The sequence below is a fragment of the Flavobacterium sp. W20_MBD1_R3 genome (genome assembly GCF_052119725.1).
Taxonomy (GTDB): Bacteria; Bacteroidota; Bacteroidia; order Flavobacteriales; family Flavobacteriaceae; genus Flavobacterium.
In genome coordinates, this window is record NZ_JBGQOR010000002.1 from 389616 (window position 1) to 410124 (window position 20509).

Here is a 20509-nt window from a genome sequence, read left to right on the forward strand (position 1 = left end):
GTTAAAAAATCAGTTTAATTTAAAATTAATTTGCATTTTCTCTAATTCAACTAACAATTCATTTGAAATTTTAACTTTTAACTTCCTACTTGGCATTGTCAGTTTAGTCACCACTGTTATTTCTTCAATTTCTGTTGCGGTAGCAACCTCCAGATCGTCTGATTCTAAAGCATCTGGTTCTTCATTCTCGTCTACAAAAACAGCCTCTTCACTTTCAACAAGTACCGGTGTATTTTCTATTAATCGTTTTATTTTTTCTAATTCCATAATTTCAAAAGCAACAGTATTATCGCCTTTGTTTTCTTGGAAAACATGATTTAACTTGTGGATAAATTCAGCTTCTAAATCGTTTATATTCAGCAACAAAATCAACTTTTTAGCAAACGTAGTTAAAACGTCTTGCAAGTATTGCACTAACACAAACTGCAATCTTGGATCTCCTTTTTTACCGGTATCCCGATCAGTCCAGCCTTCCTTAACAGCTACTTTCATAAACGTAAAATTGTTCTGAATTAGGAAATGGCGAAACTTCAAATACTCTTCTCCAAAAATCCGAAACTCATAACTTTCGTCATATCCTTCTAAAGTAAACATACCCCAGCCTTTGCCATTTTTAGCCACACGATGCTGCACATTGTTGATAATCCCCCCAAAAGTTAAACTTTTGCTGACATGAAGTTCCATATTTTTGAGCGCTTCTAGTTTGGCATTGCAAAAATATTTCATTTCAAATTTGTAATCGTCCAGCGGATGTCCCGAAATATAAATCCCAACTACTTCTTTTTCCTTGGCTAATTTTTCCATAGTGCTCCAATCCTCACAAGGCGGAATAATAGGCTCCGCAATTTGTACATCACTACTTTCTCCAAACAAACTTACTTGTGCTGAGTTTTCATTTTCCTGAAATTTAGCCCCATACCGAATTGCTTTTTCATAAAAGGTTATTCCGTCTCCATCATCATGAAAATATTGTGCTCTCGTGGTTCCTAAAAACGAATCTAAACCACCAGCCAAAACCAGATTCTCTAATGCTTTTTTATTCGCGGCACGTAAATCAATACGTTTCGTTAAATCAAAAATCGACTTATACCTTCCGTCTTTTCTGTTTTCCACAATTGTTGCTACAGCTCCTGAACCTACTCCTTTTACAGCTCCCATCCCAAAACGAACCGCATAATCATCGTTGACAGTAAATTTATAAAATGACTCATTCACATCAGGACCTAAAACCTGCAATCCCATTCGCTTGCATTCTTCCATAAAGAATGAAACCTGCTTTATATCACTCATATTATTAGATAAAACTGCCGCCATATATTCGGCCGGATAATTGGCTTTTAAAAAAGCGGTCTGGTAGGCAATCCAAGCGTAACAAGTTGAGTGTGATTTATTAAAGGCATATTCTGCAAAGGCTTCCCAGTCTTTCCATATTTTCTCTAATTTGTCTTCAGGATGCCCTTTGGCAGCAGCCTGACTTATAAATTTAGGTTTCATTTTATCTAGAACGTCCTTTTGTTTTTTTCCCATCGCTTTACGCAAAACATCCGCATCCCCTTTAGAGAAATCCGCCAGTTTTTGGGACAAAAGCATTACTTGTTCTTGGTAAACGGTAATTCCGTATGTATCTTTTAGTAATTCTTCACAGGCATCAAGGTCATAAATAATTTCCTCTTCGCCGTTTTTTCGCTTGACAAAACTTGGGATATAAGCAATTGGTCCCGGACGATATAAAGCATTCATTGCAATCAAATCCGGAAAAACCGTAGGCTTCAATTCCTTCATGTATTTTTGCATTCCGGCTGATTCATACTGGAAAATACCAACCGTTTCTCCACGTTGAAAAAGCTCATACGTTTTTAAATCATCAATAGGAAACTCGTCTGGATTGAGATCGATTCCGGTTCTGTATTTTACTAATTTGACGGTATCTTTTATTAGTGTTAGGGTTTTCAAACCCAAGAAGTCCATTTTTAACAAACCGGCACTTTCCACCACCGAGTTGTCAAATTGGGTTACATACAAATCAGAATCTTTGGCGGTAGCCACAGGAACAAAATCAGTAATATCACTGGGTGTAATAATCACTCCACAAGCATGAATTCCTGTATTTCTTAGATTTCCCTCTAAAACTTTGGCTTGCTGAATGGTTTCTCCACCCAAATCATCTTCATTAGCAAGGCCTATTAATTCTTTTATTTTATCGTATTCTTCGGGACGAACGGCCTTCTTAATTACATCGTCCTTTTCATTTAAAAAACGCGCTAAATTCCATTTTGAAGGCATCATTCCAGGAATCAATTTTGCAATTTTATCAGCTTCAAATAATGGTAAATCCAAAACACGAGCTGTATCTCGAATCGCTGATTTTGTCGCCATTTTACCATAAGTGATAATTTGCGCCACTTGTTTAGAACCGTATTTCCTGATCACATAATCCATCACACTGCTGCGTCCTTCATCATCAAAATCGATATCAATATCGGGTAGTGACACCCGATCCGGATTCAGGAAACGCTCAAAAAGCAGGTTGTACATCAGTGGGTCAATGTTGGTGATTTTCAAACAATATGCCACCACTGATCCCGCCGCAGATCCCCTTCCCGGTCCTACAGAAACGCCCATACTTCTCGCCTCAGCAATTAAATCCTGTACAATAAGGAAATAACCCGGATAACCAGAATTAGAAATTGTCAATAATTCAAAATCCAGTCTTTCTTGAATTTCTTCCGTAATTTCGGGATATCGTCTGTTGGCTCCTTCAAAAGTAAGATGCCGTAAATAGGCATTTTCTCCTCGAACGCCCCCGTCTAAAGCATCTTCGGGAACTAAAAACTCTGTTGGAATATCAAATTTGGGCAACAAAATCTTGCGAGCCAAATCGTAAATTTCGATTTTATCTACAATCTCCGAAATATTCGAAATAGATTCCGGTAAATCATTGAAGAGTTTTTTCATTTCCTCTCCTGATTTGAAATAATATTCCTGATTGGGCAATCCGTAACGGTACCCACGGCCACGACCTATGGGCGTAGTTTGTTTTTCACCATCCCGAACACAGAGTAAAATATCGTGCGCATTGGCATTGGCCTTATCAATATAAAAAGTGTTATTGGTCGCAATAATCTTGACATCGTGTTTTCTGGCCAAAGAAATTAAAGTACTATTCACTCTATTTTCATCTTCCTGATTGTGTCGCATCACTTCAATATAGAAGTCATCTTTGAATTCATTTTTCCACCAAATCAAAGCTTCTTCGGCTTGGTTTTCTCCAAGATTTAAAATCTTATTTGGAATTTCACCATACAAGTTTCCTGACAAAACAATAATATCTTCTTTGAATTCCTGAATGACTTTTCGATCAATTCTGGGCACATAATAAAAACCTTCAGTATAGGCAATCGAAGACATTTTAGCTAAATTATGATAGCCTTTTTTGGTCTTCGCCAAAAGTACGATTTGGTAGCCGTTGTCTTTAATTTTTTTATTTTTACGGTCATCGCAAACAAAAAATTCACAACCCACGATGGGTTTCATCGAAACTTCAGTAGGTTCTTCGCCGTTTTCAATAGCCGTTTTGTTCTTAGCTTCAGCCGCTTTATTATGGTATAAAATATCCCGAACAAAATGATAAGCGCCCATCAAATTTGCATGATCAGTCATAGCAACGGCAGCCATTTTTTGCTGCGAAGCCGCTTTTACCAATGCCGCCACACTTATGGTAGATTGCAAAACCGAAAACTGCGTATGGTTGTGCAAATGCACGAAAGACGCATCAACAAGTACTTTTTTGTTCTCTGAAAGTTCCGCTCTTGAAACCGCTGGCGCTTGTTTTTCTCCAAACTGCTGGCGAATTTTATCAGAAGCTTCTTTAAGATTGATATGTTTTAAACCAATGAGTTTGATCTCACTTGGATTCTTATTTTGAAAATCTTGAAAATAACGCCCTGAAACATCAAGTTCTTCTTTAGTAAAAATATCACGACGAATTAATTCGAGAAAACAACGTGTAGTTGCCTCAACATCGGCAGTCGCGTTATGCGCCTCTCCAAAAGGTTTATTAAAAAGAAAACTATGTAATTCCGTCAGCGTAGGCAACTTGAATTTACCTCCTCGACCTCCAGGTAATTTCAATAAGGAAGCGGTAACTTCGGTACAAGTGTCCAGAATTGGCATAGAACTCATTTGGCTTTCAACCCCCATTCTGTAAAATTCGCAGCCCATAATATTAATGTCAAAACCTAAATTCTGACCTACAATAAATTTGGCTTTATCTAAAACAGCATTAAATTTCCCTAAAACTTCGGCTAAAGAAATCCCTTCGGCTTCTGCTAATTCAGTGGAAATACCGTGAATTCGTTCTGCATCATACGGAATATTAAACCCTTCGGGCTTGACTAAATAATCCTGATGCTCGATGAGTTTCCCCATATCATCGTGTAACTGCCAAGCGATTTGAATACAACGCGGCCAGTTATCCGTATCTGAAATGGGAGCGCCCCAACGCTTTGGTAATCCTGTGGTTTCGGTATCGAATATTAAGTACATAGCTGGATTTGAAGAGTTTGTGATTTTAAAAAATCGCAAAAAATGAATTTCAAATTTAGTTTTTTTAGAGTAGAATAGAAGTAAATTATCAACAAAAAACAAAATTATTTTTGAGGACTATTCTCTTGTTAAAACTACAATCACTTTCAACAAATCAGCTGATTGCATCTTATTAAAAGATAAAAAGAAGACATATTGCTTTTTTGGATGTCGTAGTATTTTATCAAAAAAAATATTGAAATATGACTAAAAAACAGGTCTTATACTCACTAAATCAGGTTTAAAAACAATTTCGAAAAAAGTCAATCAGCATCTTTAAAATTAAAAAAAAGACCTTTTTTATAGCAGATCATTAAAGATTCATAAATAAAATCCCGTTTTAGAAGCATATTTTAACTATTCAACAAACATTAAAAACCTTGAAAAGTTGATTTACCAAAATATATAATTGAAAATAATATTTCTACAAAAGAAGCTAAAAAGATAAAAATCAGTAAAGAAATATCCGATTGGTTATTTGGGTATCGTATATAATGCAATATTGAAAAGTAAAGACTTGATTGTTTTTTTAGATTTGCTTTTATTGTTATCATCGTAGTCTTTCCGGCTATCAACAAAACACATTAAAACATATTAAAATGAGCACTACATTATTTGACAAAGTATGGGATTCGCACGTGGTGCGTAAAATTGAAGATGGACCTGACGTATTTTTTATTGATCGTCATTTCATCCATGAAGTAACTAGTCCTGTAGCTTTTTTAGGTTTAAAAGAAAGAGGAATTTCAGTATTATACCCAGCGCGCACTTTTGCTACTGCAGATCACAACACACCAACTATAAATCAACACTTGCCGGTTGAAGATGCATTATCAGCTAATCAACTAAAAGCATTAGAAGAAAATGCATTAGAATACGGCATTTCACATTGGGGATTAGGAAATATAAAGAACGGAATTGTACACGTGGTAGGACCTGAAAACGGAATTACCTTACCCGGCGCAACTATTGTCTGTGGTGATTCACATACATCAACTCACGGAGCTTTTGGTGCCATCGCTTTCGGAATTGGAACTTCTGAAGTTGAAATGGTGCTTTCTACGCAATGTATTATGCAACCAAAACCAAAAAAAATGCGCATCAATGTTGCTGGAGAACTTCAATTTGGGGTTACTCCAAAAGATGTTGCACTTTATATTATATCAAAATTATCAACCTCAGGTGCTACCGGTTATTTTGTAGAATATGCCGGCGAAGTTTTCGAAAACATGACCATGGAAGGTCGTATGACTGTTTGTAATTTAAGTATCGAAATGGGTGCGCGTGGCGGAATGATTGCCCCAGACCAAACTACTTTTGATTATTTAGAAGGTCGCTTGTTTGCGCCAAAAGGAGACGCTTGGATCAATGCTGTAGCCTATTGGAAAACATTAAAAACTGATGCTGACGCCAAATTTGATGAAGAAATAAACTTTGACGCATCAGATATTGAGCCCATGATTACTTATGGAACAAACCCTGGAATGGGATTGGGTATTTCTAAAAACATTCCAAACTCAAAAGACGTTGCCGAAGGAGAAGAAACGTATGCAAAATCTTTAGGATATATGGGATTCCATCAAGGAGAAGCCATGATTGGAAAACAAATTGATTACGTCTTTTTAGGAAGTTGTACCAATGGCCGAATTGAAGATTTCAGGGCGTTTGCCTCCATTGTAAAAGGGCGACAAAAAGCGGCTAATGTTACAGCATGGCTAGTTCCCGGATCACACGTGGTAGAAGCACAAATTAAAAAAGAAGGAATTCTTGATGTCTTAACTGAAGCTGGTTTTGTCTTGCGTCAGCCTGGATGTTCAGCATGTTTAGCAATGAATGACGATAAAGTTCCTGCCGGAAAATATGCGGTAAGTACTTCCAACAGAAATTTTGAAGGCCGTCAAGGACCCGGTTCAAGAACACTATTAGCAAGCCCCTTCATGGCTGCTGCCGCTGCTGTTACAGGAGTATTGACAGATCCTAGAACCCTTATTTAAAAGATTTCAGATTGAACATTAACGATTTTTTATTGTAGATTTCGTTAGTATCCAAATTCAATTTGAATTTTTAAAACCAAAATGAAAACCGTAAAAAAACAAAAATAGTGGCGATTAAAAATTTATTTTCAAAACAGGAAATCAAAAATCGTTAATCAAAAATAAAAACTCAAATGGCTTACGATAAATTTAATATTCTTACCAGCACTGCAGTTCCTCTTTCTATTGAAAATGTAGATACGGATCAAATTATTCCTGCTCGATTTCTAAAAGCAACGGAACGTGTTGGTTTTGGCGATAACCTTTTCCGTGACTGGAGATACAATAACGACGAAACTCCTAAAGCTGATTTCGTTTTAAATAATTCCACTTACAGCGGAAAAATCCTTGTTGGCGGCCGAAATTTTGGTTCTGGTTCCTCTAGGGAACACGCTGCATGGGCAGTTTATGATTATGGTTTTAGATGTGTAGTTTCTAGTTTTTTTGCTGATATTTTTAGAAACAACTGCCTGAATGTTGGTGTATTACCCGTTCAAGTTAGTGGCGGATTTGCTGAAAAAATATTTAAAGCGATCGAAGAAGATCCAAAAACAGAACTAGAAATTAATCTTCCAGAGCAAACCATTACACTTAAATCGACTGGGGAAAAAGAATCTTTTGATATTTCTGGTTACAAAAAAGATAACATGATCAATGGATTTGACGACATTGATTATTTACAAAATATTAAATCAGAAGTGATAGATTTTGCAGCTAAGTTACCATACTAAAATCTCACGTTTTATTAAAATCAATACTTGCAGGTTTTACAAATCTTCAATCTTTAAATTATTAGAAGTTACAAAAAAGCGAAGATGAATCTACGAACGACTTTCGAACCAAGTACAAAACAAGATATTGACAAAATTTTTGAGTTTTATGACTTAGCAATTGCGTATCAAAAAACGAAATTTCACAAACAATGGCAAGGTTTTGAAAGAAGTTTGGTTACCAAAGAAATAGCTGAAAACCGACAATGGAAGGTGCTTATTAATGGTGAAATCGGCTGTATTTTCGCCATTACTTTTGAAGATGAAAGTATTTGGAAAGAAAAAAACGTAGACCAAGCCGTTTATTTTCACAGAATTGTGACGCATCCAAAATTTAGAGGTCAGCATTTTGTAGAAAAAATCATCAAATGGGGAATGCTGTTTGCCAAAGAAAAAAAACTTGATTTTTTGAGAATGGATACTTGGGGCGATAATGAGTCATTAATCGAATATTATCAAAAATGTGGATTTAATTTTTTAGGCGTAATTACTCCCGAATACAAAGGATTACCAAAACATTATGACGGGATTACTTTGAGTTTGTTTCAAATCGAAATACAAAAAAAGCTACCTTAAAAAACGAACCACAGTACGAAAGAGAATTTATACAATCAATATGAAAAGAAGAAAAATTGAAATAATGGATACGACACTCCGGGATGGTGAACAAACCTCTGGAGTTTCATTTTCTGCTGCAGAAAAACTAACCATTGCACAATTGTTGCTGGAAGAATTAAATATTGATAGAATCGAAATTGCTTCGGCACGTGTAAGCGAGGGCGAGTTTCAAGGAGTAAAAGGAATTATGACTTGGGCTAATGAGAAAAATTATTCGGACAGAATAGAAGTCTTAACGTTTGTAGACGGCGGACTTTCCATTGAATGGATGAAAAATGCGGGTGCAAAAGTGCAGAATTTACTAACTAAAGGATCACTCAATCATTTAACACATCAATTAAAAAAAACACCCGAACAGCATTTTACTGAAATAGCACAAACCATTGCACTAGCTCAGGAAAATAATATTGAAACCAACGTCTATTTAGAGGACTGGAGTAACGGCATGCGAAATTCACCTGAATATGTATTTCAATACCTCGATTTTTTGACCAACCAACCTATAAAAAGAGTTTTATTACCTGACACTTTGGGGGTTTTAATTCCTTCGGAAACTTATGAATTTGTTTCGGAAATTATTGCACGATATCCTGATACTCATTTTGATTTTCATGCTCATAATGACTACGACTTAAGCATTGCAAATGTGATGGAAGCTGTGAAAGCAGGAATACAAGGATTGCATGTTACAGTAAACGGGATGGGTGAACGTGCTGGAAATGCACCATTAGAAAGTACTGTTGCAGTGATCAATGACTTTTTTCCACAAATAGCAATCGGTGTAAAAGAATCATCTTTGTACTCCGTAAGTAAATTAGTGGAAACTTTTACCGGTTATAGAATTCCTGCAAATAAGCCTATCGTAGGTGACAATGTATTTACGCAAACGGCCGGAATTCACGCGGATGGCGACAATAAAAATAATTTGTATTTTAATGATTTGCTCCCAGAACGTTTTGGAAGAAAACGAAAATATGCTCTAGGAAAAACATCCGGTAAAGCAAATATCGAAAAAAATCTTCAAGAATTGGGTTTAAAATTAAATCAAGAAGATCTAAAATTAGTCACGCAACGCATCATCGAGTTAGGAGACAAAAAAGAGACCGTTACCAAAGAAGACTTACCCTACATTATCTCTGATGTTTTAGATAGTCAGACCTATCAAGAAAAAGTCATTGTTGAATCTTATATACTGTCTCATGCAAAAGGATTGCGCCCATCGACAACTTTATCTTTAAAAATAGACGGTGAAATCATTGAAGAGCACGCGCAAGGTGATGGTCAATTTGATGCTTTTATGAATGCATTGGCAAAAATATACAAAAGCAAAAATTTAGAATTACCAAAATTGATCGACTATGCTGTGCGAATTCCTCCCGGAAGTAGTTCTGACGCATTATGCGAAACCATAATTACGTGGACCAATAATGGAAAAGAATTCAAAACCAGAGGATTGGATTCAGATCAGACAGTTGCGGCAATTATAGCAACCCAGAAAATGTTGAATGTAATCCCCTCATCAGCCCTTCCCGGAGAGGAAGGAGCCACGACGCAATTAGATCGTCAAATTTTAAATAAAATTAAAAATATATAACACAAATAATAAACCCATCCTATCCCACTTAGTCCTCCTTTCCATAAGAGGGGCTAGGCGATGGAAAATACAATTAATATGAAATATACCATAGCCCTTTTAGCCGGAGACGGAATTGGACCCGAAGTAATCCATGAAGCAGTAAAAGTTTCGGATGCGATTGCAAAAATATTCAACCATGAAATCACTTGGACGCCAGCACTTACTGGAGCTTGCGCTATTGACGCAGTAGGTGTTCCTTATCCTGATGAAACCCATGAAGTTTGCATGAAAGCCGATGCTGTTTTGTTTGGCGCCGTTGGCCATCCAAAATATGATAACGATCCAAGTGCGCCCGTAAGACCAGAACAAGGATTATTATTGATGCGTAAAAAATTAGGTTTGTTTGCCAATGTACGTCCGACCTTCACATTCCCATCTTTGATTGACAATTCTCCTTTGAAAAGCGAACGTATTGAAGGAACAGATTTAATCTTTTTGAGAGAACTTACCGGTGGGATTTATTTTGGAGAAAAAGGAAGAAAAGACGACGGGGAGACGGCGTATGACACCTGCACATACACCAGATCCGAAATAAAACGTTTAGCTAAAAAAGGTTTTGAATTGGCGATGACAAGGACTAAAAAACTATGTTGCGTAGACAAAGCCAACGTTTTGGAAACATCACGTTTGTGGAGAGAAACCGTTCAGGCTATGGAAAAAGAATATCCTGAAGTTACCGTTAGTTATGAATTTGTAGATGCTGTAGCTATGCGTTTAGTACAATGGCCAAACACTTACGATGTCCTAATTACAGAAAACTTATTTGGTGATATTTTAACCGATGAGGCTTCTGTGATTTCTGGATCTATGGGATTAATGCCTTCCGCCTCTGTGGGAGAACACACCTCACTGTATGAACCAATTCACGGATCTTACCCCCAAGCTACAGGATTGAATATTGCAAATCCATTAGCGACTGTGTTATCTGCAGCAATGATGTTTGAAGATGCTTTTGGATTAAAAGAAGAAGCCGAAGCAATAAGAGCCGTTGTCAACAAATCATTAGAACAAGGAATTGTAACGGAAGATTTAGTTACAAAAGGAGCCAAGGCCTATAAAACGAGTGAAGTTGGCGATTGGTTGGTTGCTAATTTGTAAAATAATTATTTTTACCGTGCGTATCCAAACAAAAAAGGTGTCAATTTTGATTGACACCTTTTTTTATAATTATAGAGAAAAATATTAATATCCGCCTCTGTTTCCACCACCACGGTTTTCTCCACCACGGCTGTTTCCACCACCATAACCACCGCGTGAATCTCCACCACGACTGTTATTGTTAAAACTTCTTCTTTCACCTTCTGGTTTAGGCTCAGATTTGTTTACTACGATTGCACGTCCTTGAACAGTAGCTCCGTTCAATTCATCAATTGCTTTTTGAGCTTCATCATCATTTGGCATCTCAACAAAACCAAATCCTTTACTTCTTCCAGTGAATTTATCAGTAATAATTTTAACTGAATCAACTGCTCCATAAGCCTCGAAAGACTCTCTTAAATCTGCTTCCTCAATACTGAATGGAAGACTTCCAACAAAAATATTCATATGTTCTTATTTAAATAATACAGCAAATATACTATATATTTTTGTAATCTACTACAGATTAGCTTATTTATGTTTTTTTTTTAAACACTAAAAGAAAACAAATCAATATATCTGACCGTTTTATATACTGTAAAAATTATAATAACAGGGATTTACGGGAGCTCAAAAATAACAGGGATTTTATAAAATATGCCTTGTTGAAAATTTAAAACCGAACCTTCTACTTGATTACCATCTGTATTTTCAGCACTAAATTTAAAAGTACCTGAAATTGACTGATTCTTTTCATCATAATTAGTAATTACAATTTGACCGCTACCCATGTCAATGCCGGTTGCAAATGAAATTTCACCACCACTACCATCATTCATCTCGTACACAGCTGTTTTAGAATTACTATTACCCAGCGGATATATTTGGGAAGTGATCGAGGTTGTCCTTAAAGTCAAAACCTCGTTACCAGTAAAACCTTCAATTAGTAGCGAACCATCAGAAGCTACCGTCGCTTGGGAAGCTACCGCTCTCCAAAACACATTATCTTTCATTCCTTGCAAAGAGGGATTGTTAAAACTAACATCTTCTTCGCAAGACATTAAAGAAAAAAGAACTACCAATAACAATAAAGACTTCTTCATAAAAACCTTTTTTAACAAACAAAAATAGCGCATTTAACCTTAAAAAATGAAATCCAAACTAAAAAAACAGACGACTTATTACCCAAAGCGTACTATCATTGGTCTAAAACTATAATCCGATTAGCATTTATCAATAAAAAATGTATCTTTGCACCCTTAATTAACAGAGGTCGAGTACCTCTAAATTTAATCACAAGATTATGTCAGTAAAAATTAGATTACAGAGACACGGTAAAAAAGGAAAACCTTTTTACTGGGTTGTAGCTGCAGATGCACGCTCAAAAAGAGATGGTAAGTACCTAGAAAAAATTGGTACATACAATCCAAACACAAACCCAGCAACTATCGAATTGAACCTTGATAGCGCAGTAAAATGGTTGCACAATGGTGCTCAACCAACTGATACTGCAAAAGCAATTCTTTCTTACAAAGGAGCTTTGCTGAAACATCACCTTGATGGTGGTATTCGCAAAGGAGCCTTAACGCAAGAACAAGCTGATGCTAAATTAAATGCATGGTTAGAGGCTAAAACTGGAACAGTTGATGCTAAAAAAGAAGGTTTAACAAAAGCGCAAGCGGATGCTAAAGCCAAAGCTTTCAAAGCAGAACAAGATGTAAATGCAAAACGTTTAGCCGCAGCTGCTAAAGCAGAAGCTGACGCAATCGCTGCTGCAACTCCAGCTGTTGAAGAACAAGTTGCTGAAGTTGAAGCTGAAGAAGCTCCTGCTGCAGAAGAAAATAACGAAACAACTGAAGCATAATTTACAAGGCGGCTATGCGTAAAGAAGATTGTTTCTATTTAGGTAAAATCGCTAAAAAATTTAGTTTCAAAGGGGAAGTTCTTGCCTATTTAGACACGGATGAACCTGAGTTATACGAAAACCTGGAATCAGTGTTTGTTGAATGCAACAAGCACTTGGTTCCTTTTTTTATTGAAAGCAGTTCACTACACAAAAACGATTTCCTTAGAATTCGTTTTGAAGATATGAATACCGAAGAAGATGCCGATGCTATTTTAGGAAACGCTATTTATCTTCCTTTAAAAATGTTGCCAAAACTTACTGGCAATAAATTCTATTTTCACGAAGTAATTGGTTTTGAAGTGGAAGACAAACGCCTTGGTGTTGTTGGGAAAATTCAATCCGTGAATGACACTACTGCTCAACCTCTTTTTGAAGTCCTCAACGGGGACGTCGAAATTCTTATCCCGATGATTGATCTTTTCTTGGTTAAAATTGACCGTGAAAATAAAAAAGTTATCATGGACCTGCCTGAAGGCCTTATTGAAATGTATCTTTAGAAAAGTGTAATCGGTTATTCAGTTAATCGATAAAATCAAAGACTTCATTGGTATCTGTATTGCAATCCATAAATCCGCATTTACAAAAAATCTGAAATCAAAATCCGTCCCGCTGAAATCAAAATTTTCTATGTCTAAATTCCAATTCAAACAATTTTCTCTTGAACAAGATCGTTGTGCCATGAAAATTGGAACCGACGGCGTTTTACTTGGTGCTTGGACACCCATTGAAAACAATCCTTTTAGCATTTTAGATATTGGAGCAGGAACAGGTGTAATCGCCTTAATGCTGGCACAAAGAAGCAATGCAGAACAAATTGACGCTTTAGAAATTGACGAAGAAGCCTATGAACAATCCGTAGATAATTTTGAAAACTCTCCTTGGAGCGATCGCCTCTTTTGTTTTCATGCTGGCTTGGATGAGTTTATAGACGAACCCGAAGACGAGTACGATTTAATTGTTTCCAATCCCCCATTTTATACTGATGATTATAAATCCGAGAACGAACAGCGCGATTTAGCCCGTTTTGCTGACGCGATGCCTTTTGAAGATTTGATTGAGGCTGCTGATTTATTACTTTCGGAAAACGGAATATTCGCCGTAGTCATTCCTTTTAAAGAAGAAGAAAATTTTTTGGCTTTGGCCAAAGATTATGAATTATATCCTTTTAAAATCACTCACGTAAAAGGAACTCCAACTACAGAAATCAAACGCAGTTTATTGGCTTTTACCCGAAAAAAAACTATTGATTTACCAATTGATGAACTTATCATCGAAACAGAACGACACATTTACACTGTGGAATATATTGGATTGACAAAGGATTTTTATTTGAAGATGTAATTCAAGATTGCAACTAAAAATTGTAACTACATTTCCACAAATAAAATTTCTTCGACAACTAATTATTTTATTGTAATTTAGTACACAGACTTTTGATTAAAATTGGCCTTTGAAAAACTACTTTTTCGATGGTGAAATCCTTTAATTTTCAGTTATAAAATAAAAATATAACAATTGTTGATGCTTTTGTTATATTTCTTTATGTAAATTTGTACTCTATAAAATTCATAAAACCATGAAACCAGACTTATTTCAATCTCCAGATTACTATAACTTAGACGATTTACTAACAGAAGAGCACAAACTAGTTCGCGAATCTGCCCGTGCGTGGGTAAAACGTGAAGTATCTCCTATTATAGAAGAATATGCTCAAAAGGCAGAATTCCCAAAACAAATTATAAAAGGTTTGGGCGAAATTGGCGGATTTGGTCCTTACATTCCAGAAGAATATGGCGGTGCAGGTTTAGACCAAATTTCTTACGGTTTGATCATGCAAGAAATTGAGCGTGGAGACTCTGGTGTTCGTTCTACTTCATCTGTACAATCTTCTCTAGTGATGTACCCAATCTGGAAATACGGAAATGAAGAACAACGCGTAAAATATCTACCTAAGTTAGCTACCGGACAATACATGGGCTGTTTTGGATTAACGGAACCTAACTACGGTTCTGATCCGGGAAGTATGATTACAAATTTTAAAGATATGGGCGACCATTATTTATTAAATGGTGCCAAGATGTGGATTTCAAATGCACCTTTCGCTGATATTGCCATTGTTTGGGCAAAAAATGAAGAAGGACGAATTCACGGTTTAATTGTAGAACGCGGGATGGAAGGTTTTACCACTCCAGAAACGCACAACAAATGGTCACTTCGTGCATCTTCAACTGGAGAACTAATTTTTGATAATGTCAAAGTTCCAAAAGAAAACTTACTACCAAACAAATCTGGATTAGGAGCACCACTTGGCTGCCTTGATTCAGCACGTTACGGAATTGCTTGGGGAGCTATTGGTGCCGCTATGGACTGTTACGATACCGCTTTACGCTATGCAAAAGAAAGAATCCAGTTTGACAAACCTATTGCAGGAACACAATTACAACAAAAAAAATTGGCCGAAATGATTACCGAAATTACCAAAGCACAGTTGTTGACTTGGAGATTAGGAGTATTAAAAAATGAAGGAAGGGCTACAACAGCTCAAATCTCAATGGCTAAAAGAAATAATGTCGATATGGCAATTCATATAGCCCGCGAGGCCAGACAAATGCTGGGTGGAATGGGCATTACAGGAGAATATTCCATCATGCGACACATGATGAATCTGGAATCAGTAATCACGTATGAAGGAACACATGACATTCATTTACTAATTACAGGTATGGATATTACTGGCATTCCTGCTTTCAAATAGCTGTAAACGATTATTAAAGTATTTGTAAAATTGATAGTAAAAGCTTCTTGGAAACAAGAAGCTTTTTTATATTTACATAAAAAATACAACTTATGAATATTGAAACAATCAACAATAGCATTCAACCCCAAAAAAGTCTATTGTTACAACATTCTTTATATAAAAAAGTAAAAACCATTGAGGATTTACAATGTTTCCTTGAAAATCATGTTTATGCAGTTTGGGATTTCATGTCGTTATTGAAAGCATTACAATCTAAATTGACCTGTACAACAACGCCATGGTTTGCGACAACAAATCCAGAAACCCGATATCTAATAAACGAAATTGTAGTCGCCGAAGAGTCTGATTTGACAATCGATGGACGACGCTCAAGTCACTATGAGATGTATATTGAAGCCATGAAGGCCTCTGGAGCAAACACCGCTGGAATTGAATATTTTTTATCCGAAGTGGATTCTCTTCAAAACATATTTGTAGCTATCAAAACAAGTAATTTGCATCCTAACATCAAAGCATTTCTGGATTTTACATTTCGGGTTATTGAAGAAGGAAAAGCCCATGAAATCGCAGCCGCTTTCACTTTTGGAAGAGAAGACTTGATTCCAAGCATGTTTACTGAAATCTTGAAAAATTTTCAAGCAAATTTTCCTGAAGCTGATTTGAGTAAACTCATTTATTATTTTGAAAGACACATTGAACTAGACGCTGATGAACACGGCCCAATGGCAATGCAAATGATTACAGAGCTTTGTGGCATGGATGCACAAAAATGGTCTGACGTAGAAGAAGTTTCAAAATTAGCTTTAGAAAAACGAATCGGACTTTGGGATGCAATCGAGGAAACAATTATGATGAAAGTGGAATTAGCATAAAAGAGATTCTGCTCGATAAAATAATAAAGTGTCACGTTCCGAAATAATAAAAATATTTTATCAAAATGAGTGGGCAAGAAAAAAAATAGCTTTATTAGCTATTTTTTTTATCTTTATTTTTTAAATGAAATAAATGTCTTCCCAAGAACGATTAACCAGAGCTTACAAAGAAGCACAAAGAATTCCTTTTGATAATCAATCAAAATTTATCCTCTTTAGCGACTGCCACCGCAGTGACAACAGTTTTGCTGATGATTTTGCCAGTAATCGAAATGTGTATTTTCATGCGATGACCCAATATTATAATGATGGGTTTACGTATTGCGAATTAGGCGATGGAGATGAATTATGGGAAAATATCTTCTTTAAAACCATTTTTGAAGCACACAAAAACGTCTATCTTTTACTTAAAAAATTTCATGACTCCGACAGATATCTAAAACTTTGGGGAAATCATGAAATGACTTTTCGAGATAAAGATCATGTAAAAAAAACGCTTTCAACCTACACAAACACACAAAACGACACCCTTGCTCCTTTATTTACAGGCATTAAATGTCATGAAGCACTCGTTTTAGTGCATCGGGAAACCAAACAAGAATTATTTTTGACGCATGGTCACCAAGCCGATTTTATGAATTACGTATGCTGGAAAATCAACAGATTTATGGTTCGTGTTTTATGGAAACCACTCCAAATCTGGGGAATATCAGATCCTACCAGTCCTGCTAAAAATTATGTAGAACGTATCAAAATCGAACTCCGAATAAAAAAATGGATTGAGAACAACCACCGCAAAATTACCATCGTAGGTCATACACACCGTCCCAGTTTTTCATATCCAAATGAAAAAACAACACCATACTTCAATGATGGAAGCTGCGTGCATCCAAGAAGCATTACTGGAATTGAAATTGTAAATGGAACAATTACACTGATAAAATGGTTTATCGATACTAAGGAAAATGGTGTTCTGCAAGTGGTTAGAGAAGTACTTGAAGGACCAACAAATCTAAAAGATTACAAATAAAAAAAGCGTTTGCCAAGGCAAACACTTTCTTATTAATTTTCTGGAGCCAACTCTAATTCTAATCCTTCGAGACTTTCTGTGATTGGGATTTGACAACCCAAACGACTGTTTGGCTTTACATAGAATGCCTCTGAAAGCATCGCTTCTTCATCATCACCCATTTCAGGTAATGCCACATCGTTAAGTACATAACACTGACAAGAAGCACACATGGCCATTCCACCACAAGTTCCTTCTACGGGAAGTTCGTAAGCTTTACATAATTCCATGATATTCATGGCCATATCTGTGGGAGCTTGTAATTCATGTACTACTCCTTCTCTATCTTTAATTTTTATTAATACGTCCATAAATAAGTTATGCGTTATAATTTGTAATTTACAATTTGCGTGAGGGATAGAAGCTAGCTACCGAAGTAGCGCGGATAGCCCGACTGTTTTAAGAAAAAAGGCTACTACTCGTTTTATTGAGTAGCCTTTTTTCTTGAAACGGTCACGCCCTACTTAGACTGCGCTTAGGATAACAAGTTTATAGAATATTTACAACAGTTTCTATTTGGGGTGCAAACTTTTTGATGGTCGTTTCCACGCCAGCTCTTAGTGTCATTTGGTTTACGCTGCAGCTAGTGCATGCCCCTTCGAGACGCACTTTTACATGTTTGTTGTCCTCGATGGAAATTAATGTGATGTCACCGCCGTCAGAATTCAAAAAAGGTCTGATTTCTTCAAGTGCTTTTTGAACTTCTACAAATAATTCTTCTGTTGTCATTTTCTTTATTTAAAGATGGTACGATTAGAAAATTGAAAGATTAAAATCACTTTCAAAAAATTCCAATCTTTATTTTTTTACTGCAGAGCAACCGGCCATCGTTGTGATTTTAACGGCCTCCGTAGCGGGTAAGCTTTGATTTCTATTTACGGTTTCTTGTACGACATTCTTGGTGATTTCTTCGAAAACAGTTTCGATAATGGATCCTGTTTGCATTGCTGCAGGACGACCATAATCTCCTGCTTCACGAATGGATTGAACGATTGGTACTTCGCCAAGGAATGGAACATCTAAGTCTTCGGCAAGGTTTCTGGCTCCTTCTTTTCCAAAGATATAGTATTTGTTTTCTGGCAATTCTTCCGGTGTAAAATATGCCATGTTTTCTATAATTCCAAGAACAGGTACATTTATAGCCTCTGACAGGAACATCGAAACTCCTTTTTTAGCATCGGCCAGAGCCACTGCTTGAGGTGTACTTACGATCACAACCCCTGTTATTGGTAATGATTGCACAATTGAAAGATGAATATCTCCCGTTCCTGGAGGCAAATCAACTAACATGAAATCCAATTCTCCCCAGTCCGCATCAAAAATCATTTGGTTCAACGCTTTTGAAGCCATTGGTCCTCTCCAGATTACCGCTTGGCTAGGCGCAGTGAAGAATCCTATTGAAAGAATTTTTACTTCATAGCTTTCAACAGGTTTCATTTTTGACTTCCCATCAACCATTACAGAAACGGGTTTTTCATTTTCTACATCAAACATGATAGGCATAGACGGCCCATAAATATCCGCATCAAGAATTCCTACTGAAAATCCCATTTTGGCTAATGACACTGCAAGATTTGCAGTAACGGTAGATTTTCCTACTCCACCTTTACCGGAAGCGATTCCAATAATATTTTTTATTCCCGGTATTGATTTTCCTTTAATTTCTGGCTTGTCTGGAACCTCAACTTTACTATTAATTTTGATTTTAGCATCAGGTGATACTAGCTCCAGAATTGTTCTTTTTATATCGTCCTCAGCACGTTTTTTGATGTGCATTGCCGGAGTATGTAACACTAAATCAACTACTACTTCATCTCCAAAAGTGACTACGTTAGCAATTGCTCCACTTTCGACCATATTTTTTCCTTCTCCAGCGATAGTAATTGATTCTAATGCTTTAAGAATAGTTTTTCTTTCTAATTTCATTTTTAATGTATTGTTTTCTATTGGCATTTTAAAGCCAGAATATTATCTTTATTTAAACTGATTTCAGATTACAAAGATACTATGAAAAGTTCTTATTATAAAGGATTTGCATCGTATTTATTGATGATAAGATGGATCTATTTTATAGTTTTTATCATATTTCCCTATTCGGGATGTTGCGGACAAAGCTGGTTCTTCGATCAATCAGACTGTCCTCACTTCCGGTTGCCAAAAATGTTTTTCGAAGTCTACAATTTGATTGTCAATAACTACTATACCTTCGCTTTCGAGTAATTGCTGCATCAAATTTGTGCCGTCAAAATGAAGTTTTCCCGTTAGCAAACCATTTCTGTTAACCACGCGATGCGCAGGAACATCATCCAAAGTATGAGATGCATTCATCGCCCAGCCAACCATTCTGGCGGAGCGTGCCATTCCTAATGCCTTTGCAATAGCTCCGTAAGAAGTCACTTTTCCAAAGGGAATCAATCTGACTACACCATAGACGCGTTCGAAAAAATTATCGTTTGACATGTTTTAATTTATAGAAAAACAACTATTTTTATGGAAATATGTTTGGTAATTATTTCCAATAATACCGCACAATATTGATCAGAGTAACTACCGATATGAGTCCAGTAATACTCCCTATAATCGTATTCATGTTTCGCATAATATAATCAGTCTTGTCCTGTATTTTTTGGAAGAAGGTAATGTACAAATAAAATACCAAAAAAGAGCCGAGTCCTACGCCCACCACAAAAACAAAAACATTAGAAAAATCAAAGAGAAATAAATTATAGGAAGCCAGCGTGATGCTGACGAAAACATAATAGGGAATAGGAAAAAAATTGAGAGCCGAGAGCAAAAGTCCTAGAAAAAACCGTGTAGAAGTACTCCGCTTCTTTATTTTACCTTTTTTTATTTTAGGAGTTTTAGCGATCAATAAAAAATAAATTGTCAATGCTGTAAAAATTCCAAATCCTACTTCACGCAACAAAACGATCACATCCGGGCGCGCTTCTATAAATTGTGCAAATAATATAGCGAGATAGGCTTGTATGAAAATTACAATTACGGCTCCTAAAACAAACCAAAAAGCACTTTTCTTTCCTTCTTTAAGATTCACTTTGGCAGCTGTCATATTCAGCAGTCCAGGAGGCGTAATCCCCACGAAAGCAGTAATAAAACCTAAAAATAAGGAAGTGATTAAATTCATAAGCAACGGTACCAATAGTCAAAAAAGTAAAACTATACCAA

Annotated in this window: 19 protein-coding genes; 11 read left to right on the plus strand and 8 right to left on the minus strand. The window is 36.3% G+C overall.

The features are described 5' to 3' along the window. Positions 1 to 9 precede the first annotated feature (9 nt). Positions 10 to 4545 (minus strand): DNA polymerase III subunit alpha, encoded by a 4536-nt coding sequence (gene dnaE / locus ACEN2F_RS04815; RefSeq protein WP_441736608.1) that lies wholly within the window; start codon positions 4543 to 4545, stop codon positions 10 to 12. 638 nt (positions 4546 to 5183) lie between these two features. Between dnaE and leuC the strand changes: the two genes are divergently transcribed. The 5 genes from leuC to leuB all read left to right on the plus strand — a co-directional run bounded on the left by leuC (position 5184) and on the right by leuB (position 10739). Next, positions 5184 to 6578, plus strand: a complete 1395-nt coding sequence (gene leuC / locus ACEN2F_RS04820; protein WP_441736609.1) for a 3-isopropylmalate dehydratase large subunit — start codon at positions 5184 to 5186, stop codon at positions 6576 to 6578. A 173-nt stretch (positions 6579 to 6751) separates the two neighbouring features. Then, positions 6752 to 7348 (plus strand): 3-isopropylmalate dehydratase small subunit, encoded by a 597-nt coding sequence (gene leuD / locus ACEN2F_RS04825; protein WP_441736610.1) that lies wholly within the window; start codon positions 6752 to 6754, stop codon positions 7346 to 7348. Positions 7349 to 7432: 84 nt separating this feature from the next. Next, on the plus strand, positions 7433 to 7963 hold the full coding sequence (locus ACEN2F_RS04830) for a GNAT family N-acetyltransferase (protein WP_441736611.1): 531 nt from the start codon (positions 7433 to 7435) through the stop codon (positions 7961 to 7963). Between the two features lie 40 nt (positions 7964 to 8003). Beyond that, a complete protein-coding gene (locus ACEN2F_RS04835) occupies positions 8004 to 9599 on the plus strand; it encodes an alpha-isopropylmalate synthase regulatory domain-containing protein (RefSeq protein ID WP_441736612.1) in 1596 nt (531 codons plus the stop codon). 78 nt (positions 9600 to 9677) lie between these two features. Continuing rightward, positions 9678 to 10739, plus strand: a complete 1062-nt coding sequence (gene leuB, locus ACEN2F_RS04840; protein WP_441736613.1) for a 3-isopropylmalate dehydrogenase — start codon at positions 9678 to 9680, stop codon at positions 10737 to 10739. 84 nt (positions 10740 to 10823) lie between these two features. Here leuB and ACEN2F_RS04845 read toward each other — a convergent pair whose 3' ends face one another. Continuing rightward, positions 10824 to 11186, minus strand: a complete 363-nt coding sequence (locus ACEN2F_RS04845; protein ID WP_066079550.1) for an RNA recognition motif domain-containing protein — start codon at positions 11184 to 11186, stop codon at positions 10824 to 10826. Positions 11187 to 11338: 152 nt separating this feature from the next. Continuing rightward, complete coding sequence (locus tag ACEN2F_RS04850) at positions 11339 to 11821, minus strand: DUF6252 family protein (RefSeq protein ID WP_441736614.1); 483 nt, start codon at positions 11819 to 11821, stop codon at positions 11339 to 11341. Between the two features lie 200 nt (positions 11822 to 12021). Between ACEN2F_RS04850 and ACEN2F_RS04855 the strand changes: the two genes are divergently transcribed. The 6 genes from ACEN2F_RS04855 (at position 12022) to ACEN2F_RS04880 (ending at position 17284) form a co-directional block, all read left to right on the plus strand. Further along, entirely contained in the window at positions 12022 to 12582 is a 561-nt protein-coding gene (locus ACEN2F_RS04855; RefSeq protein ID WP_441736615.1) for a 30S ribosomal protein S16, read from the plus strand. A 14-nt stretch (positions 12583 to 12596) separates the two neighbouring features. After that, complete coding sequence (rimM, locus tag ACEN2F_RS04860) at positions 12597 to 13121, plus strand: ribosome maturation factor RimM (protein WP_441736616.1); 525 nt, start codon at positions 12597 to 12599, stop codon at positions 13119 to 13121. A gap of 130 nt (positions 13122 to 13251) precedes the next feature. Next, positions 13252 to 13965: a tRNA1(Val) (adenine(37)-N6)-methyltransferase gene (locus tag ACEN2F_RS04865; RefSeq protein ID WP_441736617.1), complete on the plus strand. Its 714-nt coding sequence runs from the start codon at positions 13252 to 13254 to the stop codon at positions 13963 to 13965. Positions 13966 to 14200: 235 nt separating this feature from the next. Continuing rightward, positions 14201 to 15379 carry an acyl-CoA dehydrogenase family protein gene (locus tag ACEN2F_RS04870; RefSeq protein WP_441736618.1) on the plus strand — a complete coding sequence of 393 codons (1179 nt, stop codon included), beginning with the start codon at positions 14201 to 14203 and terminating at the stop codon, positions 15377 to 15379. 92 nt (positions 15380 to 15471) lie between these two features. Then, positions 15472 to 16254, plus strand: coding sequence for a DUF3050 domain-containing protein (locus ACEN2F_RS04875; protein ID WP_441736619.1), 783 nt, complete (start codon positions 15472 to 15474; stop codon positions 16252 to 16254). A gap of 133 nt (positions 16255 to 16387) precedes the next feature. After that, the gene (locus tag ACEN2F_RS04880; RefSeq protein ID WP_441736620.1) at positions 16388 to 17284 is read left to right on the plus strand and encodes a serine/threonine protein phosphatase; all 897 of its coding nucleotides are present in this window, start codon (positions 16388 to 16390) and stop codon (positions 17282 to 17284) included. Between the two features lie 32 nt (positions 17285 to 17316). On the opposite strand, the gene ACEN2F_RS04885 is transcribed toward ACEN2F_RS04880, so the two are convergent. The 5 genes from ACEN2F_RS04885 to ACEN2F_RS04905 all read right to left on the minus strand — a co-directional run bounded on the left by ACEN2F_RS04885 (position 17317) and on the right by ACEN2F_RS04905 (position 20468). Further along, positions 17317 to 17634 (minus strand): 2Fe-2S iron-sulfur cluster-binding protein, encoded by a 318-nt coding sequence (locus tag ACEN2F_RS04885; protein WP_007137124.1) that lies wholly within the window; start codon positions 17632 to 17634, stop codon positions 17317 to 17319. Between the two features lie 178 nt (positions 17635 to 17812). Beyond that, positions 17813 to 18052, minus strand: a complete 240-nt coding sequence (locus tag ACEN2F_RS04890) for a NifU family protein (RefSeq protein ID WP_441736621.1) — start codon at positions 18050 to 18052, stop codon at positions 17813 to 17815. A gap of 69 nt (positions 18053 to 18121) precedes the next feature. Then, on the minus strand, positions 18122 to 19249 hold the full coding sequence (locus tag ACEN2F_RS04895) for a P-loop NTPase (protein WP_441736622.1): 1128 nt from the start codon (positions 19247 to 19249) through the stop codon (positions 18122 to 18124). A 204-nt stretch (positions 19250 to 19453) separates the two neighbouring features. Beyond that, the gene (locus tag ACEN2F_RS04900) at positions 19454 to 19783 is read right to left on the minus strand and encodes an MGMT family protein (RefSeq protein ID WP_441736623.1); all 330 of its coding nucleotides are present in this window, start codon (positions 19781 to 19783) and stop codon (positions 19454 to 19456) included. A gap of 49 nt (positions 19784 to 19832) precedes the next feature. Next, positions 19833 to 20468 (minus strand): LysE family transporter, encoded by a 636-nt coding sequence (locus tag ACEN2F_RS04905; RefSeq protein ID WP_441736624.1) that lies wholly within the window; start codon positions 20466 to 20468, stop codon positions 19833 to 19835. Positions 20469 to 20509 lie beyond the last annotated feature (41 nt).